Source organism: Acinetobacter sp. YH12046 (assembly GCF_013419905.1).
Classification (GTDB): Bacteria; Pseudomonadota; Gammaproteobacteria; order Pseudomonadales; family Moraxellaceae; genus Acinetobacter.
In genome coordinates, this window is the sequence record NZ_VOZF01000014.1 from 14,555 (window position 1) to 38,788 (window position 24,234).

Genomic DNA, 24,234 nt, shown 5'->3' on the forward strand with positions numbered 1-24,234 from the left:
GATATTGAATAATAAAAAAACCCAGCAGATGCTGGGTTTTTTGATTCTATAGACTTAAGAATTGTTGTTACTGACAATTCCGATTTTTTTCACTTCCAGACGCTGAGCCGCAGCCATCACCATCGCGATATGCTTGTATTCAGTTGCACGATCAGCCTTGATTTTAATCTGATCCTGATCGGCTTTTTGCGCCACGGTCTTGAATAAGGCTTCTAGCGCTTGAGCATTGGCCACTGGCTGATCATTCCAGAAGATCTGGCCTTGAGCATCGAGACGCAAATTCACAATCTCTGGCGGTTTTTCCTCAGTCGGTGGTGGTGTACCATTCGGCAGGTTGATATTAATCGAATTATTCGGCAATGGAATAGTGATAATAAACATAATCAGCAAGACCAGCATGACATCAATCAATGGTGTCATGTTGACGTCCAGCATTACATCATCATCCTGATTTGAGCCAACATTCATTCCCATAACTGGATTCTCCCTCAATCTTAAGGTGAAGCGGGCGGGGTCGTGACAAATGCAATCTTGCCAATACCTGCTTGCTGGGTAGTACTGATGACCTGATCAATCGCTTCAAAAGCTGTTCTTTGATCACCGCGAATATGCACCTCAGGCTGAGGACGTTTCTGGGCTTCTGCCTGTAAACGGGTCAGTAAAATTGCCTTGTCCGGAATATAGGATTCATTCCAGAAAATATCGCCATTTTTATTGACTGCCAGCTGGATATTTTCCGGCTTGGTTTCATACGGGACATTACGTTCTTCAGGCAGATCGACCGGTACGGTATGAATTGCAACCGGTACTGTAATCAGAAAGATAATCAGCAGTACCAGCATCACATCAACCAGAGGCGTGGTATTAATGGTACCAATGACCTCATCATCGCTGTCGTTTGAATTGACCATCATTCCCATGGTTGACCCCCATTTTTATTTTGTGTCGCGGTGAACAGGATTGTTTGAGCTGATTTCGCCGCTCAGTAGTACAGCATGCAGGTCAGAACCGAAGGTACGAACTTCTTCCATTACAGCTTTATTACGGCGAGTTAACCAGTTGTAACCAAGTACTGCCGGAACTGCCACAGCCAGACCGATTGCAGTCATGATCAGTGCTTCACCGACCGGACCAGCAACTTTATCGATTGATGCCTGTCCTGAAATACCAATTGCAGTCAGTGCATGGTAAATGCCCCAAACGGTACCAAACAGACCTACGAAAGGTGCTGTAGAACCGACTGTAGCAAGGAAGGCCAGACCGCCACTCAGATGGCTTTGAATCTTGTCGACTGCGCGTGAAATAGAAATCGTAACCCAAGTATTAAAGTCGATACGCTCAAGTAAAGTACCGCCATGGTTTTTGGTTGACTTGATGCCTTTTTCAGCGATAAAACGATATACGCTGGCTTCATCCAGATTTTGCGCTGCATTATCCAGAGAAGAAGATTCCCAGAACTGATGCTCTGCTTCTTTGGCTTGTTTGCGAATCTTGCCTTGTTGCAAGCACTTGGTGATCATGATGTACCAGGTACCGATCGACATGATCACCAGAATGAACAGGGTCACTTTAGACACCATGTCGCCTTCTTTCCACATGGCTTCCAGACCATAAGGGTTGCTGGCAGGTTTTTCAGCTGCAGCAGGTGCTGGCGGTGTAGGCTCAGCGACAGTCGCAGGAGTTGGGGTTGCCGTTTCAGTGACTGTCGTTGCAGGTGTAGGGGATTCTTCAGCAAATACGGTTTGCAAAGGTAGTAAAGTACTTGCCGCAATGACACTTGCAGCAGTGATATTTTTTAAAGTGTGTCGTGCGTTTTTCATAATGAATCTCCTCATTTTGTTTTTAATCTGTTGTCTGGATCAGTCCAAGATAAATTCGTAGGGAATGTCGTACCAAGATTCTTGTGGTTCACCATTTTTCATTGCAGGTTTAAAGGTACATAAGCTGAAAGCCTTGGACGCTGCACGGTCAAGTGAACGGCTGCCACTGGATTTTTTTACTTTGGCATCTTTCACTTTGCCGTCGGTATTCACAAAGACAGAGATCAGCACATTACCTTGCTCTTCATTCATTAATGCATCACGTGGATAATCTGGACGCTTACAGCCAGCTTCACCTTGAGATACGCCGCGTGTAACGCCAGTTGGTTGCGGTGGAGCAGCAGGTGCCGCTGCAACAACTGGAGCTGGTGCAGCCACCGGACTTGGGGATGGTGTTGCTGCAGCTACAGGCGTTGGTTCTGCAACCGGTTGAGTGACTGTTGGTGTAGGCTGTGTTTTCTGTACCGGAACCACTTTTTCTACCGGTTTAACCTCAGGAACCTGTGCCACTTTTTCTACAATTTTAGGTGGCTCAGGTGGGGTTTCTTTAGGTGGCTCTGGTTCTGGTGGTTTAATATCCTGAATAATCATCAATTCAACCGGTTCTTCTGACGGTTTGATGATGTCTTTTGCCATACCTGCCATTAGCACCAGGCCCACCAGGATATGCAAGAAAATCACGACACCAATTCCAGTCAACTTTTTGGCGGAGCTTTTTTCTATGTCTTCAAACGTTGTGCTCATCATGACTCCTGGAATTTAAGACAAACAAGAAATAACGGTTTATTTCAAAGCTGATGTAGCTGCATTATTTTTTGTTTGGCTAAAATGATATGAATACTGCAAATACAGCATGGCGCTGTATTTGCAGAAAGCTTGTCTTAGAATTTGTAAGTACCACGGATGTAGTAAGTACGACCTGTAGGATCTGAGTAACGAGGGTCATAACCGTATTGGAAGTTATCCAGAACATCAGATGCAGCAGGCTCTTCATCAAAGATGTTGAGGATACCGCCAGTCAACTCCAGGTTTTTGAAGCCTTTATAAGTTGTTGCGAAGTTATAAAGTGTGTAGTCACCCACATCACGTTCGCCAGAGTAGTCTTCATAACCACGAGTGAACTGTTGTTCAAAGATCATTTTCCAGTCTTCATAAGACCAGTTCAGGTTGGCAACATGTTTCCAGCGAACTACTGCCGGGTCTTCATATTTGCCTACCAGACCAGACCATTCACCGCCTGGTTCACTTTGGTAGTCCAGATTGATCACGTAAGTACCATCAATACCGAAACCGAAACGACCAGTAGATGTTTTAGGTGTCAGGTAGTTCAGGCTCAGGTCTACACCTGAAGTTTTTAAACCGCCAGAGTTCATCAGGGTAGTACGGATGTGCTGGATACGGCCTTCGCTATCACGTATGAAACGGTCTGCATAAAGGTCTGGATTACCAAAGATTGATGATTCACCCACTGTACCTACCAGACCATCGATCTCGATATTGAAGTAGTCAGCAGTGAAGACCAGGTTTTTGATTGGTTCAAATACTAAACCAGCAGTGAATGATGTAGATTCTTCTGGTTGCAGGTCAGGTGAACCACCTTGGGTACGCTTAAACTGGGTATTACATTCAACCTGATATTTAGGTTCGACTGGCGTGCCACCTGGACATAACACAGGGTCATTGTATTTCGCACCTGTCCAGGTTTCACTGATTGGCGCGTTGATTTCGTACAAGCTTGGTGCACGGAAACCGGTGCTATAAGATGCACGGAACATGACTTCCTTCATTGGTTCCCAACGAAGACCAACTTTCGGGTTGAAGGTATCACCGAAGTCGCTGTAGTCATCATAACGGGCAGCAATTTGAGCTTCCAGGCTTGGCAAGATTGGAATCTGGAATTCAGTAAAGAATGCTGTGATGTCACGATCACCCTTACTGATTGGTTTGCTCGGATCAATACCAGAACCTGGTACTTGAGCCACGATTTCAGAGTTTACTTTTGCTTCCCAGTCTTGAGTCGTGAAGCTACCACCGAAGGCAAAGCCAACATCACCTGCAGGTAATTCAAAAATTGGACGGCTGATTGTAAAGTCTGCAGTTGTAGACTCTAAAGAGGCGGTGTTAGTTTCGCCATTAATCACAAATGATTCCCAAGGGGTATCGCCTGGACGTGCTGGACCGAATGGGTTGATACGACCTTCATTCAATGCAGTTTGCAGGTTGCTACGGTGTAAGTAACCCCCTGTAAACTCATCAGTTGCTTCACTTTTCGCGTATGACACGCCTGCGTTGATATCCCAGCCTAATGCCTCACCTTCAATACCTGCAAAGAAGCGGTGAGAGTCATTGGTTGACATACTTTGACGGTTGCCTGCCTGAGAACGGAGGTAAAGTTGAAGTGGGTCACCGCTTAACTCGCCATCTGTAATAGCTGGAGTAATACCATTACCTGGATAGTATTGGCTGCTTGAAGGTAAAGTCACGGTACGGCCATAAACGTCTGGTGCAATTGAAGTGGATACTTCAGAACGTGTAAACACGTATTCACCAACCGCATTTAATGAATCATTAAGCTTGAATGTCCCTTTACCTAATGCAGACAGTGTTTCAACCTGTGGTTTGATCGCAATCAAAGCCTGCGTATTCAGGTAACAGAAGCCGTCATCTGGAGAAGACCATGGAACATTATTACAGTCATCTGGATATGGGTTACCTAAGTAACCAGTGGTTGGATCATAGATGTTTGCCGGGAAGCCGCTTGCAGAGCCGGCATCAATACCTAATTCAGGAATTACACCACCACGGCGGCTGACTTTACGCTGTTGAGCATGGATCTGGTTAGATTTACGGTAGTCCAAGACACCCATGACGTTAAAGCCATTTTCATCCAGGTCACCGAAACCACCGAAGATCGCAGCTTGTTGTTTCTCACCACCTGAATGTTCAGTTTCATGTAAGGCTCCGGTAACGCCTAAGCCATTGTATTCAGATTTGGTGATGAAGTTGATTACCCCCGCAATCGCATCTGCACCATAAACTGCAGAAGCACCATCACGTAAAATCTCAATACGGTCAATCATCGCCATAGGGATGATGTTTAAGTTGGTACTATCTGTACTGAATGCACTATAGGCAAGACGGCGGCCATTTAAAAGCACAAGCGTTTTGTCTGAGCCTAGACCACGTAAGTTGGCTGTAGAACCTGAAGTATTACTTGCACCTACGTTTTGAGCAGTAGAGAAACCAGCCTGGTTGGCGCTGACTTTTACTAAAGCTTCTTCAACAGTAGTTACACCCTGGTTCGCAAGATCTTCACCTTTGATGACGGTGATTGGTGAAGAACTTTGTGCAGCAACCCCCTTGATTGATGAACCCGTCACTGTCACTTTCTGAACTTTAGTTGGCTGTTCAGCAGATGCAGCTTCTTCGGCATGGGCCAGCGGCAGACACATCATACTTAAGCTGAGTGCGCTTAACTTGAGTAGTCTTTTGCTGACGGTTGGAGCCCCCATAGATCCGACCAATTTATTTTTTTTCATCGTAAATTTCACCCTTTTGTTATGTGAAGTAGTGCTGGGTTGATCTAAGCAAGGCGAATGCCAACTTATAAAATTTTATATTTTTATATTTTTAAGTTATTGAAAAATATTAATTTAATTGAATTTGGTTTGATTTAGTCGAGTTATACTGAAGAAAAATTAAGAAGTCTGTGTATCGAATCTGAAGAAAGAAGGAAGAGAGAACCCTGTGAAAGCAATAAATAAATATTTAATGAATAAGAAAGTAGTCCAAAAATGAGAGGGAAATTGAATAAAGTTTAATCATGGTGCATAATTTTTACATAAAATATACAATATTTTTTTAAAATAAATTATTTATAATACAATTACTTGTGTTTATTTATTGTTTACCTAAAGGTATACAATAGTGCAATAAGATGAAACAGGGTTGAGTTATTTTTGTGCGAAATGAACTTTAGTGAGAATTTTAAGGATAAAAATTTAATTAATGATTCATGGAAAATATTATGTTATTCATAATGTTTTAAATAATTAATAAAAATAAACTTTTTTCAGTTAAAAACAGGAAGAAATCCCTATTTTTTGCAAGGATGGCATGAAATTCGCTTTGTTCAGTTTATTCCATCTGTCCAGCTTTGACCCATCCATTGAAGCAAATATGGGATGATGTATTTAAAACTTCCTATAGCAATAAAACTTCAAGATAAAGAATAGGTACAAATTTGAAATCAGCACTTTTTAGCATGACGATTTTGGCCTTGGCTATGAGCTCGGGGCAAACTGCCTGGGCAAAATCATCTGCACATCCGGATAAAGTTTTAAACCTGGCTTTCGAAGCACCTGATGATGGTTTTGATATGGTCAAAACCTATAATTTTTATAGTGGTAGCGTTGCTGAGGCCATTTTCGAGCCTTTGTTGCGTTATGACTATCTGGCCCGGCCTGCAATTTTGGCCCCAAATACCGCCGAGTCTTTACCCGTCGTTGAACAGGATGGCAAAGTTTATACCTTTAAAATCAAGCCAGGAATTTATTTCAGTCCGGATCCAGCCTTTCAGGGCAAGAAGCGTGAACTGGTTGCCCGGGATTATATTTATTCCATGCAAAGGGTGATGGATCCGAAAAACCATTCGCCTTCTTTTTCTTTTATCGAAGGCAAAATTCTTGGCGCAGATCAAATTATCCAGCAGGCCAAAAAAACGGGCAAATTTAACTATGATGCTCCGATTGCCGGTTTAAAAGCCCTAGATAAATATACCTTACAAATTACCCTGACCCGTTCAGACCTGAACTTTCCTTACATTCTGGCCTATGTCGCTTTTGCTGGCACTGCACGCGAAGTCATCGAACATTATGGCGATCGGGTAGGTCAGCACCCAGTCGGAACAGGGGCATACCAGTTACACAAATATGTGCCGCGTAGCCGCATTGAGTTAACCGCTAATCCAAATTATCGCGGTTTTGTCTGGAACTTTAAGGGGGATGGTTCAGAGTGGGATCAACGGATTGTTAAAGCCATGCAAGGCAAGCAGATGCCGCAAATCGGCAAGGTCAAGATCAGTATCATTGAAGAAGAACAATCACGTTGGCTGGCTTTAAAATCTGGACAATTAGACTATGACAAACTGACTGCAAGTGGCGCTGAACAGGCACTGGAAAATAAGCAGCTGAAAAGTGAATACAAGAAAAAAGGCATCCTGCATTATCCGAATAAAGAACCGGAAATCACCTATACCATCATGAATATGCGTGATCCGGTGATTGGTGGAGACTCACTGGAAAAAATTGCACTACGCCGTGCGATTGCCTTGTCCTATAACCAGAAAGAGGCCATCCAGCAGCTATATAAGGGGCATGCTGTTAAAGCTGAAATGATTCTTCCTGAAGGCGTGGGCGGATATAACCCGAATTATAGAAGCAGTATTGCCTATAACCCATTACTCGCCAATAAACTGCTCGATCGTTTTGGCTACAAGAAAGGCGCCGACGGTTACCGCACCTTGCCTGATGGCAAACCATTGGTTTTGAAAATGAACTCGACCAGCTCAAGTTCTTCCGTCATTTCTGCGGAGCTATGGAAAAAGAACCTGGATGCAATCGGGGTAAAAGTTGAATTTAAAGTCAGTAATTTTGCCGACAATTTAAAAGAAGCCACCCAGTGCAAACATATGATGTGGGGTGGCGCCTGGATTGCAGATTATCCGGAAGGGGAAAACTTTGCCCAATTGCTGTATGGCCCAAATGCCCAGCAAGGTAACCTGAGCTGCTATACCTCTAAAGCCTATGACGCGCTGTATCAAACTGCGATGAAACTGCCGCCTCAGCAACGCACTCCATATTATGAGCAGATGAACCGCCAGATGGAGGCCGATAATCCATGGATTTTGCACAATACCCGGGTACGTAACTGGCTGATTCACCCACAGGTACAGGGCTTTAAGGCACATCCGGTGACTAGAGCAGTTTGGCAATATCTGGATATTGAACCTGTTAAAAAATAACTTGAGAAGATTAAGAACCAGTATGAATGTGAATACAAACGCTTTAAAAAAGCTGGCCAGTGGTGTCTTAATGGCCAGTTTAATGATGGCCGGTGCTGCACCCACATGGGCTGCCAATCCCGCCAATCCAAATAAAGTCTTAAAAACGGTCTTTCCCGCGGCTGAAACCGGTTTCGACCCCGGTTATATCCATGACCGTTATTCGGCCAAGATTAACTCGGCGATTTTCGAAACCTTATATACCTATGATTATCTGGCTTCCCCAGCGAAACTGGTGCCATTGACTGCGGTAGATATGCCTCAAGTCAGTGCAGACGGTTTGACTTATACCATTAAAGTTAAAAAGGGCATTTACTTTGCAGATGATCCGGTCTTTGGCGGTAAAAAACGTGAACTGACCGCCTATGACTATGCCTATTCTCTAAAGCGTCTCTTAGATCCAAAACTTAATTCACCAAATAGCTGGTTGCTGGATGGTCGGATCAAAGGGCTGGAAGCATGGACAGCCATGGCGAAAAAAAATGGCAAAGTCTATGAAAATCCATTTGAAGGTATTCAGACTCCAGATCGCTATACCTTGGTACTCAAGCTGAATAATCCGGATCAGAACTTTCCGATGTTGCTGGCCCACGGTCCAGCTGCCGCAGTTGCACGCGAAGTCATTGAAAAGTATAAAGACAAAGCTGGCTGGGTAATGAGTAAGCCGGTCGGTACAGGGCCTTATGTACTTAGTCGCTGGACACCGGGATCACGCATTATCTTAAAGCCAAATCCGGCTTACCGTGGTTTTGTCTGGAATTATAAAGCCAATAGTGCAGAAGACCAGGCGATTGTCAGTGCGATGCAGGGCAAAAAAATGCCTCAAATCGGCACCATTGATGTGCGTGTCATTGAAGAAGCCCAATCACGGATGTTGTCATTCAAGAAAAATGAACTGGATCTGGTGGAAATCGACGGCGATCTGGTCGTGCAGGCATTGGATGGTGACAAGTTAAAACCTGAGCTGGTCAAGCAAGGCATCAAGCTGTCACGCATGTTGGAGCCATCGATTAACTACCATTATTGGAATATGCAAGATCCGGTAGTAGGTGGCTTTACGCCAGAAAAAATTGCCTTACGTCGTGCGATGGCAATGGCTTTTTCTGTTGAAAATATGATTAGCGTACTCCTTAAAGGAGATGGTGCAAAACTGCACATGCCTATTCCGCCAGGAGTTGCAGGCTATTCACCCGCTTATAAAACCAGTACGCCATATTCGGTCAAGGCAGCCAATATGTTGCTGGATCGCTATAACTATAAGATCGGTGCGGATGGCTGGAGGAGAACTCCTGAAGGCAAACCTCTGGTGATTGAACTGATTACGGCCAATACCAGTCGTGGTCAGCAACAGGGCGAATTCTGGAAAAAGACCTTAGATAATATTCATATCAAACTGACCAGTAAGGCCATGCCATTTGCTGAAGGCATCAAGCTGGAAAAGCAATGTAAAACCATGTTTAAAAGCTCTGCATGGATTGCCGATTATCCGGATGCTGACAACTTCATGCAGCTGTTCTATGGCAAAAACGTCAATGTCACCAATAATGCCTGTTTCAAGCATGCGGAATATGACCGTTTATATGAACAGAGTCAAAGCATGCCACCGGGTCCTGAACGTGATCTGGTTTATCGAAAAATGACCCGTATTTTAGAGGTCAATATGCCAACCATGATGCTGTATAGCACTTACCGTAATGCATTAGCGCAACCTCATGTTATTGGACACAAGTCCCATCCGATTCTGTCTACAGAATGGATGTATATCGATATTGATACTAAAAAGTAAGAAAAAGCTGGAGATGATGATGACATTAAAACACTTGAAATTTACCACACTCTGTCTGGCGATGATCGGGGGATCTCAAACCGTCATGGCAGAGACCCAAACCCAGCTTTTGCCTTTATTCAAGGCTGCAGAAATTCCGGCATTGTGCGATGCCAATCTGGATAAAATGCAAAAAGATATCCAGAAATTTGAAAGCCAGAAAATCAAAAATAAGGCTGAAGCCCGTCCTTATCTGGCAGCTTGGGATACATTGCAGGCATCGATCGGTGATTTTGTTTCACCTATCGGTCTATATAGTAATGTTGATCCTGATCCAGCCTTGCGTCAGGCAGCAGATGACTGTGAGCTGAAAATCAGTAAATACCTGACTTCCATGTATCAGAGTCCAAAACTGTATGCCCAGTTCAAGAAACTGAAAGCCACAGATCCGGTCGATGAAAAATTCCTGAAAGATATTCTGAATCAGTTTGAAAAAACGGGGGTACAACTCAGCGCAGAGAAACAGAAGCGTCTGAAGGAAATTATTGAAGAAAGTACCAAACTGGGGCAGGACTATTCCAAGAATGTACGTGATAACCCTGAAAAAGTTGAATTCACTGTTGCAGAGCTGAAAGGTTTACCTGAGAGCTATATCGCCGGTTTAAAGAAAAATGAAAAGGGCAATTATCTGCTCGGCTTCGACTATCCGGAATATCAGCCATTTATGGAGCTGGCAGAGAGTGATGAAGCTCGTAAACGTTATCAGACTGCCTATACCCGCCGAGGGACTGAGAAAAACCTCGAATACATGAAAAAGGCTATTGATCTGCGTTATGAATTGGCCCAGCTATTCGATAAAGACAGCTATGCTTATGTTGCCTTAAAAGATCGCATGGCCAAAACCCCAGAAGCAGTCAATAGTTTTCTGGATGAGGTCTATGCCAAAGTTGCGCCATTAGAAAAGCAGGATGTTGAAGAATTACGTCAGTTCAAGGCAGAAACCTTAAAAATTCCGCTGGAAAAAGCAGAAATTGAGCGCTGGAGCCAAGGCTACTGGAGTGAAAAACTGCGTCAGGCCAAATATAAGGTGGATCAGGAAAAACTGCGTGATTATTTCCCGACTGAAGCGGCGCAAAAATGGTTATTTGCCGTATCCTCCGAATTATATGGGATTGAATTCAAGCCGGTAAAAGTCAAAGCCTGGCACGATGAAGTTGAATACTATGCCGTGCATGACAAAGCCACTGGTGAGTTTATGGGCGGACTTTATGTCGATAAATATCCACGTGAAGGCAAATATGGCCATGCTGCAGTCTGGGGCGTTTATGGTGGCAGCCGTTTAAATCATCGCCGTCCGGTCTCTGTTTTGGTGACCAACTTCAACCGTAAAGGTCTGAACAGTAATGAGCTGGAGACTTTTGTACATGAAATGGGTCATGCGCTGCACGGAATATTATCGAAGACCCGTTATACCGAGCAGTCAGGTACATCGGTAGAGCGTGACTTTGTTGAAGCACCTTCGCAAATGTATGAAGAGTGGGCGCGCCGTTTCGAGACTTTATCTAAAGTAGCGGATTACTGTGAACCTGCTTGTCCTCGTGTCGATGAAGCCATGACCGAGCGCTTAAAGAATGTGAAAAATTATGGTCGCGGCCTGCATTATGCCCGTCAGACTTTATATGCTCAGTACGACATGGCCCTGCACGGTAAAGATGCGAAAAGTATTGATCCATTAAAACTCTGGCAGGATATGGAAAGTAAAACTGCGTTGGGCTCTGTTCCAGGTCAGCAATTCCCGGGTCAGTTCGGACATTTGATGGGTGGCTATCAGGCGGGTTATTACAGCTATATGTGGTCTGAAGTGCTGGCACTCGATATGTTGTCTGCTTATGGTGACCATCTGATGGATCCAAAAGTCGGCATGCACTATCGCGAGACTGTACTGGCACAAGGCGGACAAAAGCCGGGCGATCAGATGGTTAAGGATTTTCTGGGCCGTGATCCGGACAGCAAAGCTTTCTTTAATGAAATTTCAGGACATTAAGTCAAGGAAGGAAAGCGATGCTGGCATATATTATTCGAAGGATTTGGCAAATGATCCCCACCATGCTGGGGGTGATTCTGCTGATATTCCTGTTATTTAACTGGGTCGGGGGAGATCCGGCCTATATCCTGGCCGGTAAAATGGCCAATGCTGAGCAGATTGAAAATATCCGCCAGCAGCTCGGGGTCGATCAGCCTTATTACGTACAACTGTGGATTTTTATCCAGCAGATTTTGACCTTTGATTATGGCGTGAGCTGGAGTACCGGTGAGTCGGTATCCCAGATTATTACCACGCGTTTGGGGCCATCACTGACCATTCTGATTCCACTGACGATTCTGCAAACGATTGTTTCAATCATTCTGGCGCTCGGGGTGGCTTCAGTGCGTGGTTCGCTGACTGACCGCATGATCATGATGCTGTGTACCATCGGTATGTCGATCAGTATTCTGGTCTATATCATCGTATTCCAGTACGTCTTGGCTTATGAACTGAGCTGGTTCCCGGTACAGGGCTGGAGCGATAACTTTACTGAAAATTTATTCAAATATGCACTATTGCCAGTATTAATCATGCTGGTGGTGAGTATTGCACCGACTTTACGTCTCTACCGCAGTTTTGTTCTGGATGAAGTCAATCAGGATTATGTCCGTACCGCACGTGCCAAAGGTCTGGGCGAAAGCCGCATTCTGGGCGTGCACGTACTGCGCAATGCTTCGATTCCAATCATTACTGATGTCATGGCGGGACTTCCGGCTTTACTGATCGGTGCTTTCCTGATTGAACGTTTCTTCGGTATTCCTGGCATTGGCCGTGAAGTGATTATCGCAGTTGAACGTTCTGACTTTCCGGTAATTAAAGCGATTACGGTCTATGTTGCGGCTGCGACCATGTTATTTAACCTGATTGCTGATCTGATCTATAAATGGGTCGATCCACGTGTACAGTTGAAGTAGGTGAATTATGCTGAGTGCGATATTTAAAAAAGAGCAACATGCTTCAGCAGTGCCTGAGTCTGCTTCAACCGGATTATGGCAGCTGGCGTTGCGTCGTCTGAAACGTGACCGCATTGCGATGTTCTCCCTATTTGTGGTGCTGTTTTATCTGCTGATGTTGCTGCTTTCCATGACAGGTGTGATTGCCAAGGACTGGAATAAGGAAGTAGCGGTGAGTTATGCACCCCCAAGTTTTATCTATACACCGTCTGTACCTGGAGCGGCAGGTGAAGATCAAAGTACTGAATCTGCCGTAGTACCAGTTAATCCAGTTGATCCTTTAAAAGATGTGATTGCAGAACTGGAAGCAGAAATTGCTGCTGAACAGGGCGCAGGTGTGATTGATTATTATGGTGTAGTCGATCCACTGGCTGAAGATATGAAAGCCATTGATCAGGAATTAGGGGGTCAGTTACTGGATCAGAGTAGTGAGCTTAAACAGAGCCTGTTCTTTGGCGCAGATAAATGGGGGCAGGATGTACTACTGAAAACCATTAAAGGTGCAGAAACTTCGATTTTAGTTGGCCTGATTGCTGCGCTGGTTGCGGTGGTGATTGGTACAGTACTTGGTGCGATTGCTGGCTATTTCGGTGGTTGGGTCGATGATGTGCTGAACTGGTTCTACAATATCTTTACTTCTATTCCTTATCTGTTGCTGGTGTTAGCGATTGCAGCAGTACTGCAACAAAAAGGGATTTTATCGATTATCCTGATTTTGGGTCTGACCGGCTGGACCGGGGTATTCCGCCTGGTTCGTGCGGAATATATGAAGCATACTGCACGTGAATATGTACTGGCAGCGAAAGCCATTGGGGTAAGCAATATGCGCCGTATCTTCGTGCATATTTTTCCGAATGTCAGTCATATCGCTTTGGTTCAAATGTCCATTCTTGCAGTGGCCTTTATCAAGTCCGAAGTCATTCTCAGCTTCTTAGGCTTTGGCGTACCGATTGGTGTGGTGTCATGGGGTAGTATGCTGAATGAAGCGCAAAGCGAGCTGATTTTAGGTAAATGGTGGCAGTTGACTGCGGCATCGGTGGCGATGGCGGTACTGGTGACAGCTTTCTCAATGTTTACTGATGCATTACGTGATGCATTAGATCCAAAACTGAAATAGGAGCGCAGCGATGTCTGAAATGAATCCAAGCACAGCACCCGCGTTACTTCGCGTAGATAACTTACGTGTCAGTTTTAAAGGTGAAAATAAACAATATGTGGAAACGGTCAAAGGAATTTCATTTGAAATTCCGGCCAATACCACAGTGGCGTTAGTCGGTGAATCCGGAAGTGGTAAATCTGTAACTTCATTAGCAGTGATGGGACTTTTGGCGCCAGAAAATTCTAAGGTCGCTGAAGACAGTCAGATCCTGTTTGAAGGTCGGGACTTATTGAAACTTAAGTCGAGTGAAATGCGTCAGATCTGTGGCAAAGAAATTGCCATGATCTTCCAGGAGCCGATGTCCTCATTAAATCCGGTGTTTACCGTAGGCATGCAGATTTCTGAAATTCTACGCCTGCATTTGGGCATGAATAAAAAGCAGGCCCGTCAAAGAACACTGGAACTTTTGCAGGAAGTCGGTATTCCTTCACCGGAAACCAAGATTGATGCTTATCCAAGCCAGTTGTCTGGTGGACAGCAGCAAAGGGTGATGATTGCCATGGCTATTGCCTGTGAACCGAAACTCTTGATTGCTGATGAACCAACGACGGCATTAGATGTGACTATCCAGAAACAGATTCTGGACCTGCTTGAATCCTTGCGTCAGCGCCGTCAAATGTCGATGTTATTCATCAGTCATGACCTGGCGGTAGTTGGTGAAATTGCGGATCAGGTCATTGTAATGCGTTATGGCGAGATTCGTGAGCAAGGTTCGGTGACAGAAGTCCTGAACAATCCTCAGGATATTTATACCCAAGCTTTGTTGCATTGCCGTCCACAGCTGTCGCACCGTCCTTTGCGTTTGCCGGTGATTAGCGACTTTATGAAACAGGATAGTCTGGCGCATGACCTGCATGCGAACGCTCCGCTACAACAGGAACGTTCCCGTGGTTTAAAAGGTAATGAAGAGATCATTCTCGATGTACGTGATCTGAAAAAATCCTTCTATAGCCGTAAAGGCCTATTTGGCAAAGATGAATTTCAGGCTGTGAAAGGCGTGTCTTTTCAGCTGGCTAAAGGCAAAACCTTAGGGCTGGTTGGGGAGTCAGGTTCTGGTAAAACCACGATTGGTTTGCTCCTGATGCGACTGCAACAAGCTACAGGCGGCAAGGCGTTGTTTCAGGGCAAAGATATCTTGTCGATGACTGAAAAAGAGTTTACGGCCTATCAGCGTAAAATCCAGATCATTTTCCAGAACCCTTATGCTTCTTTGAATCCGCGTTTTACCGTGGGACAAATCCTGATGGAGCCGATGCAGATTCATCATATTGGCAAGGATGATGCAGAACGTAAACAGATGGCACTTGATTTATTAGAAAGGGTCAGCTTACCGGCTCAAGCTTTCTATCGTTATCCACATGAATTTTCAGGTGGCCAGCGTCAGCGGATTGCAATTGCACGCTGTCTGACCTTAAAGCCTGAGATTTTGATCTGTGATGAATCAGTGTCCGCACTGGATGTATCCGTACAGGCGCAGGTACTGAACTTATTGCAGGATTTACAGGATGAATTTGGTCTGAGTTACATCTTTATTTCGCATGATTTGTCAGTGGTGAAATATATTTCTGATCAGATCATGGTGCTAAATCATGGTGATCTGGTGGAAATTGCCAACTCAGATGATCTGTATCAGTCTCCGCAACACGACTATACCAAGCGTCTGTTAAGTGCGATTCCTCAGGGTATTCCGCAGTAACTTGCTAAAGTACGAAATAAAAAATGTCCACATTGCTGGGCATTTTTTTATGACAAGAATTCACTTTTAGGAAATAGAAGGGAGATACCCGCCTTTTATATCGGGTTCTATTGAGAAGACTAGGGATAGATAAAATTAGGTCATTATTATTGTTCTTGCAAAAAAAAGAGCCACCGAAGTGACTCTATCTTATTCAAAGCCTAGAACTTTTTAAAGCCTTTATTCGCACCATATAAACCGCGTGGTGCATTACCTTCACGGTTTTCGCGGCGGCCAAACTGGTTGTCTTCACGGTTGTCACGACGTGCAAACTGGGTGCCATTCTGGTTTTCACGACGACCAAAGCCTTGATCATCGCGACGTTCACGGTTGTTGTATTGCGGCTGCTGCTCATCGGTATCACGGCGTTGCTGACGCAGGTAACCACCACGGCGCGCTGCCATTGGTTTTTCCTGCATACGCTCATTACGACGTTTCGCCATACCGAATAAGCCGGTACCTTGACGCGGTTTCAGCTCAACTGATTTGGTCAGGTTGTCGATATCCTGTTTATCCAGTTCAATCCAGCGACCTGTACGAAGTTCACGTGGCAGAATCACGGTACCATAACGGGTACGTAATAAACGGCTGACTTTCAGGCCTTGTGATTCAAAGATACGACGAACCTCACGGTTACGACCTTCTTTCACTACCACCTGATACCATCGGTTGATCCCGTCACCACCCAGTTCAGAGAATGATTCAAACTTCGCAGGACCATCATCTAGCACCACGCCTTTCAGCATGTTGTTTTTTAGTTGAGGAGTCACTTCACCCATGACACGAACCGCATATTCACGTTCGATTTCATTGGATGGGTGCATTAAACGATTCGCCAGTTCACCGTCATTTGTGAACAGTAACAGACCGGTCGAGTTAATATCCAGACGGCCGACCATTACCCAGCGATCGCCTTGAATTGATGGCAGGTTGTCAAATACTGTTGGACGCTGTTCAGGATCGTTACGTGAACAGATTTCACCTTCTGGCTTATAGTAAATCAGTACACGACGACGGATTTCGTCTTCGATCTGGAACTGCACTTTACGACCATCGATGCGAAGCTCATCACCTGGTTCGATTCGTTCACCCACTTGGGCAATCTGCCCATTCACACTCACACGACCTGCGGCAATGACTTCTTCCATATAACGGCGAGAACCCAAACCAACACGTGCAAGCACCTTTTGCAACTTTTCACTCATGACAGCATAACCTTAGAAATAATTATTCAACAGTTCACCTATTTATGACTTCGGTGCATTCGCATCGAGCGCCATAAAAGCTTCCTTGGCATCCTGCAGGGGAGGCAATTGGCCTAAAGAATTTAAGCCAAACGCATTTAAAAATTGTGGCGTTGTCACTAACAACGCAGGTCTTCCAGGGAGTTCACGAAAGCCGGATTCTTTAATCCAGTTCCAGTCAAACAGCGTACGCAAAATCTGACTGTTATTCGTGACACCACGAATTTGTTCAATATCAGCTCGGGTCACTGGCTGATGATAAGCAATCACCGCAAGCATCTCCAGTAATGAAGGTGACAGGCGTGTCGGTCGCTCGGGCCAGGTCTGTGCAATAATATTACGATATTTTACACGCACTTGAAAACGGTAACCTTGCACAGTTTCAACCAGTTCAATAGAACGGCCATGCATCAGCATGGAAAGCTGTTGTAAATACTGGCGCAGCTCCTGCTTGCTATAGCGATCCTGAAATGCTTCTTTCAGTCGAGCTAAGGAAACTGGGGAGTCACTGGCAAAAATAATGGCTTCCAGCTGCATCAGAATTTCATGCAGATTATCTTCCGCAGACAAGGAGATATTGTGTTCTGTGTTCATACGTGTGCTCCTTGAATTGCGAGCGGTGCCTCAATGCCTGAGGCAATAATTTGAATTTTTTGCTGGCGGGTGAGTTCCAACACGGCCATAAAGGTCACGACTACACCCATGCGTCCCTGACTTGGCTTGAGTAATTTATCAAAAGATAAGACTTCACCAGATTCCAGACGGCTTTCAATATAGGCAATCCGTTCTTCCAGTAAAACAGGCTCCTGTTGCACCTGATGAATGACCGGTTCAGGACGGTTAAAGACGCAAAGCAAGGCATCACGCAGCAGATCAGCACTATGGCCTTCATTGGGTTGGATAAACTCGCCTAAGTGAACATTGGTCTCAAAGGTATCACGTTCCAGAATCGTCATCTGACCCAGACGTTCTGCAGCCTGCTTGATCCGTAAATAATTTTCCAGGCGCTCAATCAGGTCTTGTTTTGGATCCTGTTCAACCGCAGCCACGCTTTTCGGTTTAGGTAACAATAAACGAGATTTGAGATCGGCCAGTAAAGCAGCCATCACCATATAATCCGCGGTTAGTTCAATATTCAGGGATTTCATCGCATCCATATAGGACAGATATTGGGAGGCAATGGGCGCGATATCAACCTGTAACAGGTCAAAACCATTTTTCTGGATCAGGTAGATTAAAAAGTCGAGGGGGCCTTCAAAATGTTCTAACAGAATTTCAAACGCTGCTGGAGGAATATACAGATCCTCTGGAATCGTATTTTGCCATTCATCCAGAACCCGGATGTTTGGAGCAGATTCCATAGCGTTATGGGGCATTTGAGTCATTACAATTATAAGCCACGCGAATTTTCAAAGGCATGAAATGGCTTATTCCCCGAGCTGTTGTCAGGAGAAAAAGCACATAATTTAGTAGTTGGCATTGTACTGGAAAATTGTCGTTAAATAAAATAGATATGCATTCAAAAGCAAAAAAACCATATTTATTTTAGGAGAAATTTTATTTTTTTAATTTGGTAAAATGCACAAGTCTGATATTAAACAGCATATTAGCTAAAATTAAATACAATATAGTCTGGGTGGCTTAAGAAACTGTAACTTCATATAGAAAATTTTTAAAAGATTCTCAACACCTATTAAATAGTGACTGAGTTAAAGCTCATCAGGAAATATGTGATAAAAATAAGAAAAAACAGTTATCTATCGCCTAAAAAATAAACTAATATAGCCAAAAAAATATTGATAAATAACAATCATAGATCAGGTTAATTATAAAAATGCCAATCATACTTGTGTTAATCGGCGTCATCGGCTTAGGGGTATTCTGGGGCTATCCTCAATATCAGCTCATGCAGCTTGAAAATGAAATGCGTACCAATCTGAAGTCTGGCGGCTTTTCCAGCTTTGTCGAGCAGGCCAAACCAGTGATGCAGGCCATGAAACTGGATTTTAGCGTACTGGACCAGTATCCTCATATTCGTTTCTATATGCGTAATACGCTTTATACGGGCAAAGATTTACCCGACGGTGTTACTGCAATGGTCAAAACCATGAGCTGTAATTCTATTGATTCTTTTAGGACTATGGAATCCACAGCCCGGACTGCGTTATTGAATGTGCTTGAAGAGGATCAAATCACTTTTCATGTTTCAGTCAAAAACAGGTTTGGTGCTGAACTTGCAACTCATCAGCAAAAACTGTCGGAATGTCCAAACTTCTTGCAGTTAAAACATTATAAAGAAGGTGATCCGTTACCCCCAATGCCAAGTTTGAATAATCAGGTTCCTTCGATTGCACCAGCGGTCAGTACATCTACTCAGGAGCGTGCAGCGAGCTATTAAATCCTGGCATGCGTGATAAGGTTATTTTAATTCTGCTCTCGTAATACATATTCGATGATACGTTGGCAGGTAGCTGCCAGACAAACATTGCTTGTTGAATAAACTTGTAGAAGTTTTCTTGCCATCGCGATCTCAAGAAAGTATGAGTATTCAATATTGTTGATATTCAGATTTAATTCTGGCTTGGAATTTTTATCGATAGATATTGCCTTGGATTCCAGTGTCCAAGGCAATTCAGCATAGATCAGATGATCGGCAGGAAATTCATTCAGGTTCAGGAGGATATAAAACAAATCCATTTTATTTTCTTCTGAGACTTCATTAGAAGCAGCTTTATTTATTCAAAAGCACTGACATCACCAACACCACGACGAATCACTTCAGGCTGATCTCCTGATAAATCCACAATAGAAGTCGTACTTAATGTGCCTAGTCCACTGTCGATAAACACATCAATACGCTTACCAAGCTGCATTTCAATGTCATAAGGATCATCTAAAGGATCCGTCTGGTCTGGCAGGATGAGCGTTGAAGTGAGCAGCGGTTCGCCCAGCTCTTGAAGCAGCATCTGACACACAGGATTGGTAGGGATACGCAAACCAATGGTTTTTTTCTTTGGATGCATTAAACGTTTAGGCACTTCGCTGGTTGCCGGAAGAATAAACGTGGTCACAGCAGGTGTATTATTTTTCAGCAAACGATAGACGGCATTGTCGACTTTGGCATAAGTCGCAAGATCGGATAAGTCACAGCAGATAATGGCATATTGGTGCTTAGGTCCTAGACCACGAATCTGTGCGATTCGCTCCATCGCATGTTTATTCCCGATCTGGCAGCCAATCGCATAGGCTGCATCGGTCGGATAAACCACAACATCACCGGCACGAATACGTTCTACTGCCTGACTGATCAGACGAGCTTGCGGATTATCCGGGTGTACACGTAAATGCAGCATAAATATTCCTCCCAACCTGCCTTAAACTTATTATGAAATGCCTTTGTATAAAGTAACAATGACAAACAGGTAGATTTGTGTAATTTAATCAAGCATTTCACGTTGAAATTCATCAGATTGTAAACTTTTGCCCGCACGGGTGCAGACACAGATACAATCAATGAAACGTTTGGCATCACGTGGCAGTTTGGCTTCACCACTAAAATAGCGTTGTACCTGAGCATAAACATTATCTTTAAAGCTGGAGCCATCGCCACCATCGCCGGTTAAATTGTCCAGGGACACACGGAACTTACGGCCAAATGCTTTGGAAAACATCCATTCAATCGCTTGTGGCTTGATTTCGACCTGCTCAAATAATGCTTGCTGTTCCTTGGTGCGACCATCTGGCGCATACCAATAACCTAGATCTGGTAGCAGACGGCGCTTATCACCGGCAATGGTCCAGTGACTGATTTCATGCAGGGCACTATTAAAGAAGCCATGCGCAAACTGGATCCGGGCAGGGCTATCTTTTGTTGCCGGGAAATACTCCGGTTCAAACTCACCACGGACTAAAGTGACATTTAGGTGGGAAAACCAGTGATTAAAGTGTAAGATGAGCCAATCAACCTGTTCCGCTTCTGAGGATAAATTCGCCCACGGTAAGCGTTGCACTTGCTGTAGTGAGCTGTCAGAATCGGAGGTTGAAAGTGTGCTAACGAGTGATGAAACATTCACTTCTGTTTGCGGCTGCAACAGATGCATGACTGAAATTACCCAATTGGTCTGTCTAAAAATAAGTACAAAATTGTATCTTAATCTTTGACAGAGTTCTGATGAATTTGTAGAATTGCCGCCTTAATTATGTCAGCAAATACCTTTCCGGCACAGATTGAGCCGTTTAAATGGGCTGAACAGAGCTTTAAATGGTCAGGTCAACTGCCTTTATCCCGCTTTGTTCGTATTGCTCGTGAAGCTGTTGGATCAATTGATGATCAATTGATTAACATAGACTGTAAGCTATCAATGGATGCCTATCATCGCATTGCATGGTTGGATGGTCATGTTGAAACGAAAGTTCCAATGGAATGCCAGCGTTGTCTGGAGACCGTTGAAATCGAACTCGTTTCAGATTTTCATCTAGCTCTTGTGGATGATGAGTCACTGATAGAGCGCTTGGATGAGGATGCTGATTTCATCGTCTTAGGTGAAAGTGAAGCAACGACGAAGGGTTCATATGATGCACCTGCCACCGCTGACTTACTCGCACTGATAGAAGATGAATTGTTATTGTTGATGCCGCTGTCTCCTAAGCATGACGTTTGTGAGCATAAGCATCAACCTGCCGCAGAAGAAGTTGTTGAAGAAAAACGGGATAATCCGTTTGAAGTTTTGGCAGCTTTGAAGGGTAAACTTAACTAATTTTTGTGTTATACTCATGCGTATAAGACAATCGAATTTGTTCTGATCCATTTTTTCGATATTTGTAAGGAGCCATCATGGCCGTTCAGCAAAACCGTAAAAGTCGCTCTCGCCGTGACATGCGCCGTTCACATGACGCTTTAACTGAGAATGCATTAACTGTAGACCAAACTACTGGTGAAACTCATCGTCGTCACCACGTATCTAAAGATGGTATCTACCGTGGTCGTCAATTATTCGCTAAAGCATCTGCTGAATAATTGATGATGTATTAAGCGTTAAAGCTTAGTAGAAAAAATGGGAGCGTTAAGCTCCCTTTTTTTATGCCTGATTTTATGCACAGGTTTTGCGGTCATCATGTGAAGTCGCGGTTTTTGTTGTATTTGGCAATTACCCAAGCCAAAATTACGTGTTAAATTGCGCTCCACAATGGGTAAGGTGATCTGATCGGCCAATTTTTAGGTCTAAGAAAAGATTCGCACCTCTTGAATGAAAGGATTTTATTTATGTCTGCTAAACAACTCGAACAAGCAGCTCAAGCAACTAAAACTGCATTTGTGTTCCCAGGTCAGGGTTCACAAAAAGTCGGCATGCTCGCTGAACTTGCAGAACAGTTTAGTGGTATCCGCGATACATTTGCTGAAGCATCTGAAGCGGTGGGTTTTGATCTGTGGCAGATTGCACAGACGGGTGAAGGTCTGGATCAAACCGAATTTACTCAACCGGTACTATTAACAGCATCAATCGCTTTATGGCGTGTATGGTTAGAACTGGGTGGAGTGGCACCAAAATATATGGCGGGCCATTCACTCGGTGAATACAGCGCGTTAGTTGCAGCGGATGCTTTAAGTCTGGGTGATGCAGTCAAGCTGGTGAACCTGCGTGGTAAGTTGATGCAAACTGCTGTACCTCAAGGCGTAGGTGCAATGGCGGCGATTCTGGGTCTGGATGATGCCAAAGTGATTGAGCTTTGTGCACAAGCAACAGCAGCAGGCGAAGGTTCAGTTGAAGCAGCCAACTATAATGCTCAGGGGCAAGTCGTAGTTGCCGGTAATAAAGAACGTGTAGAAGCCGTGATGGCACTGGCGAAAGAAAATGGCGGTAAAGCGATTGCACTGCCAGTTTCAGTTCCTTCACATTGTTCACTGATGAAACCTGCCGCTGAGCAGTTCGCAACAGCTTTGGAACAAACTGCCATTGAGATGCCACGCATACCTGTATTACAAAATGTAGGCGCAAAAGCAGCTGCGGACGTGAGTGAGCTTCGTCAGGCTTTGACTGAGCAGCTGTATGAGTCAGTACAATGGACTAAAACACTACAATTCCTTCAAGATGAAGGCGTTGAGTACATTGTAGAATGTGGCCCAGGTAATGTACTGGCCAATATGGCAAAACGTTTACCAAATATCGAAAAAGCACTTCCATTAGATACTCAATCTCGTCTGGAAGATGCGCTTAACACCGTATTGGTGGCAGAAGGGAAAATTGCATGACACAGGAACGTAAAGTTGCCTTGGTGACAGGTGCAAGCCGCGGCATTGGTGCTGCAATTGCACAACAATTAATTCAAGACGGTTATTTTGTCGTAGGTACTGCAACTTCTGAAGCGGGTGCAGAGAAACTTAACGTACAATTTGCTGAACATGGTGCCGGTAAAGTTTTAGATGTACGTGATGGTGCTGCGATTGATGCACTGGTCAGCGATATTGAGCAAAACTATGGTCCTGTGCTGGTACTGGTGAATAATGCCGGTATTACCAAAGACAATCTGTTATTGCGTATGTCGGAAGACGACTGGGATGATATTTTAAACATTCATCTGAAAGCCGTTTATCGTTTATCTAAACGTGTGCTGAAAGGTATGACTAAGGCACGTTTCGGCCGTATCATTAATATCAGTTCTGTGGTGGCGCATTTTGCTAACCCAGGTCAGGCGAACTATTCAGCTGCCAAAGCAGGTATTGAGGCGTTTGGTCGCAGTCTGGCTAAAGAAATGGGTAGTCGTCAGATTACAGTCAATGCTGTTGCACCTGGCTTTATCGCAACTGAAATGACTGAACAGTTAAGTGAAGAAATTCGCAAAAAAATGAGTGATCAAGTGGCTTTAAACCGTTTAGGTGATCCACAAGATATCGCGAATGCCGTAAGTTTCCTGGCATCGGACAAAGCCAGTTACATTACAGGTACAGTCATTCACGTTAATGGTGGTTTATACATGAGCTAAACGGCACATGTATTAACTTTCCAAATTTTATAGATTCAATTAAACTAACGGCATTAAAAACGCCACAAGCAATGAGGAGAATTCCTGTGAGCGATATCGAACAACGCGTTAAACAAGCGGTTGCAGAACAACTTGGTATCAAAGTCGAAGAGATTAAAAACGAAGCATCTTTCATGGATGACTTAGGTGCTGACTCTCTAGACCTGGTTGAACTTGTTATGTCTTTCGAAAATGACTTCGACATCACTATTCCTGATGAAGATTCTAACGAAATCACAACTGTTCAATCTGCTATTGACTATGTTACTAAAAAACTTGGTTAATGCTGATTTTCAGCTTTGCTGAAGCTAAAGACCACCGCAAGGTGGTTTTTTTGTGCCTGTAGAATAGATATAGGGTGATTTTACAATCGATAACCTTTTGCTTACCA

The 24,234-nt window shown here is 44.2% G+C and carries 23 protein-coding genes; 12 read left to right on the forward strand and 11 right to left on the reverse strand.

The window, feature by feature from the left end; genetic code table 11:
• Positions 1-54: 54 nt before the first annotated feature.
• From FTU03_RS09685 to FTU03_RS09705, 5 genes are all read right to left on the reverse strand, one after another.
• Positions 55-474 (reverse strand): biopolymer transporter ExbD, encoded by a 420-nt coding sequence (locus FTU03_RS09685; RefSeq protein ID WP_004783336.1) that lies wholly within the window; start codon positions 472-474, stop codon positions 55-57.
• A 20-nt stretch (positions 475-494) separates the two neighbouring features.
• Positions 495-920 carry a biopolymer transporter ExbD gene (locus tag FTU03_RS09690; protein ID WP_005234255.1) on the reverse strand — a complete coding sequence of 142 codons (426 nt, stop codon included), beginning with the start codon at positions 918-920 and terminating at the stop codon, positions 495-497.
• 15 nt (positions 921-935) lie between these two features.
• Positions 936-1,820, reverse strand: coding sequence for a MotA/TolQ/ExbB proton channel family protein (locus tag FTU03_RS09695; protein WP_179992868.1), 885 nt, complete (start codon positions 1,818-1,820; stop codon positions 936-938).
• Between the two features lie 39 nt (positions 1,821-1,859).
• On the reverse strand, positions 1,860-2,564 hold the full coding sequence (locus FTU03_RS09700) for an energy transducer TonB (protein WP_175966796.1): 705 nt from the start codon (positions 2,562-2,564) through the stop codon (positions 1,860-1,862).
• Positions 2,565-2,701: 137 nt separating this feature from the next.
• Complete coding sequence (locus tag FTU03_RS09705) at positions 2,702-5,359, reverse strand: TonB-dependent receptor (RefSeq protein ID WP_179992869.1); 2,658 nt, start codon at positions 5,357-5,359, stop codon at positions 2,702-2,704.
• A gap of 725 nt (positions 5,360-6,084) precedes the next feature.
• On the opposite strand from FTU03_RS09705, the gene FTU03_RS09710 reads away from it, so the two are divergent.
• The 6 genes from FTU03_RS09710 to FTU03_RS09735 are packed head-to-tail and all read left to right on the forward strand — an operon-like array spanning position 6,085 to position 15,540.
• The gene (locus FTU03_RS09710; RefSeq protein WP_179992888.1) at positions 6,085-7,842 is read left to right on the forward strand and encodes an ABC transporter substrate-binding protein; all 1,758 of its coding nucleotides are present in this window, start codon (positions 6,085-6,087) and stop codon (positions 7,840-7,842) included.
• A gap of 22 nt (positions 7,843-7,864) precedes the next feature.
• The gene (locus tag FTU03_RS09715; protein ID WP_179992870.1) at positions 7,865-9,667 is read left to right on the forward strand and encodes an ABC transporter substrate-binding protein; all 1,803 of its coding nucleotides are present in this window, start codon (positions 7,865-7,867) and stop codon (positions 9,665-9,667) included.
• Positions 9,668-9,686: 19 nt separating this feature from the next.
• Entirely contained in the window at positions 9,687-11,690 is a 2,004-nt protein-coding gene (locus FTU03_RS09720) for a M3 family metallopeptidase (protein WP_179992871.1), read from the forward strand.
• 17 nt (positions 11,691-11,707) lie between these two features.
• Positions 11,708-12,646 (forward strand): ABC transporter permease, encoded by a 939-nt coding sequence (locus tag FTU03_RS09725; protein ID WP_004783323.1) that lies wholly within the window; start codon positions 11,708-11,710, stop codon positions 12,644-12,646.
• Between the two features lie 7 nt (positions 12,647-12,653).
• Positions 12,654-13,802 carry an ABC transporter permease gene (locus FTU03_RS09730; RefSeq protein ID WP_179992872.1) on the forward strand — a complete coding sequence of 383 codons (1,149 nt, stop codon included), beginning with the start codon at positions 12,654-12,656 and terminating at the stop codon, positions 13,800-13,802.
• A 10-nt stretch (positions 13,803-13,812) separates the two neighbouring features.
• Positions 13,813-15,540, forward strand: coding sequence for an ABC transporter ATP-binding protein (locus FTU03_RS09735; protein WP_034701592.1), 1,728 nt, complete (start codon positions 13,813-13,815; stop codon positions 15,538-15,540).
• Positions 15,541-15,740: 200 nt separating this feature from the next.
• Here FTU03_RS09735 and rluB read toward each other — a convergent pair whose 3' ends face one another.
• From rluB to FTU03_RS09750, 3 genes are read right to left on the reverse strand one after another with little or no spacing between them, the layout of a single operon-like run.
• A complete protein-coding gene (gene rluB / locus FTU03_RS09740; protein ID WP_004783318.1) occupies positions 15,741-16,784 on the reverse strand; it encodes a 23S rRNA pseudouridine(2605) synthase RluB in 1,044 nt (347 codons plus the stop codon).
• Between the two features lie 42 nt (positions 16,785-16,826).
• Positions 16,827-17,417, reverse strand: a complete 591-nt coding sequence (gene scpB / locus FTU03_RS09745; protein ID WP_005234269.1) for an SMC-Scp complex subunit ScpB — start codon at positions 17,415-17,417, stop codon at positions 16,827-16,829.
• A complete protein-coding gene (locus FTU03_RS09750) occupies positions 17,414-18,208 on the reverse strand; it encodes a ScpA family protein (RefSeq protein ID WP_179992873.1) in 795 nt (264 codons plus the stop codon). Before FTU03_RS09750 ends, scpB begins: the two co-directional genes overlap by 4 nt.
• A gap of 449 nt (positions 18,209-18,657) precedes the next feature.
• Here FTU03_RS09750 and FTU03_RS09755 point away from each other — a divergent pair, with 449 nt between their 5' ends.
• The gene (locus FTU03_RS09755) at positions 18,658-19,221 is read left to right on the forward strand and encodes a hypothetical protein (RefSeq protein ID WP_179992874.1); all 564 of its coding nucleotides are present in this window, start codon (positions 18,658-18,660) and stop codon (positions 19,219-19,221) included.
• 26 nt (positions 19,222-19,247) lie between these two features.
• On the opposite strand, the gene FTU03_RS09760 is transcribed toward FTU03_RS09755, so the two are convergent.
• The 3 genes from FTU03_RS09760 to FTU03_RS09770 form a co-directional block, all read right to left on the reverse strand.
• Positions 19,248-19,520 (reverse strand): hypothetical protein, encoded by a 273-nt coding sequence (locus FTU03_RS09760; protein WP_125278773.1) that lies wholly within the window; start codon positions 19,518-19,520, stop codon positions 19,248-19,250.
• A 38-nt stretch (positions 19,521-19,558) separates the two neighbouring features.
• The gene (locus tag FTU03_RS09765) at positions 19,559-20,176 is read right to left on the reverse strand and encodes an L-threonylcarbamoyladenylate synthase (RefSeq protein ID WP_004783309.1); all 618 of its coding nucleotides are present in this window, start codon (positions 20,174-20,176) and stop codon (positions 19,559-19,561) included.
• A gap of 84 nt (positions 20,177-20,260) precedes the next feature.
• Entirely contained in the window at positions 20,261-20,923 is a 663-nt protein-coding gene (locus FTU03_RS09770; RefSeq protein WP_125278772.1) for an elongation factor P hydroxylase, read from the reverse strand.
• Positions 20,924-21,022: 99 nt separating this feature from the next.
• Here FTU03_RS09770 and FTU03_RS09775 point away from each other — a divergent pair, with 99 nt between their 5' ends.
• The 5 genes from FTU03_RS09775 (at position 21,023) to acpP (ending at position 24,127) form a co-directional block, all read left to right on the forward strand.
• Entirely contained in the window at positions 21,023-21,580 is a 558-nt protein-coding gene (locus tag FTU03_RS09775) for a DUF177 domain-containing protein (protein WP_179992875.1), read from the forward strand.
• Between the two features lie 77 nt (positions 21,581-21,657).
• Positions 21,658-21,840 carry a 50S ribosomal protein L32 gene (gene rpmF / locus FTU03_RS09780; protein ID WP_004783304.1) on the forward strand — a complete coding sequence of 61 codons (183 nt, stop codon included), beginning with the start codon at positions 21,658-21,660 and terminating at the stop codon, positions 21,838-21,840.
• 246 nt (positions 21,841-22,086) lie between these two features.
• Complete coding sequence (gene fabD / locus FTU03_RS09785) at positions 22,087-23,073, forward strand: ACP S-malonyltransferase (protein ID WP_179992876.1); 987 nt, start codon at positions 22,087-22,089, stop codon at positions 23,071-23,073.
• Positions 23,070-23,804 carry a 3-oxoacyl-ACP reductase FabG gene (gene fabG / locus FTU03_RS09790; protein WP_159123542.1) on the forward strand — a complete coding sequence of 245 codons (735 nt, stop codon included), beginning with the start codon at positions 23,070-23,072 and terminating at the stop codon, positions 23,802-23,804. The genes fabD and fabG overlap by 4 nt, the downstream gene beginning before the upstream one ends.
• Positions 23,805-23,890: 86 nt before the next feature.
• On the forward strand, positions 23,891-24,127 hold the full coding sequence (gene acpP / locus FTU03_RS09795) for an acyl carrier protein (RefSeq protein WP_004783299.1): 237 nt from the start codon (positions 23,891-23,893) through the stop codon (positions 24,125-24,127).
• The last annotated feature ends 107 nt before the right edge of the window (positions 24,128-24,234 follow it).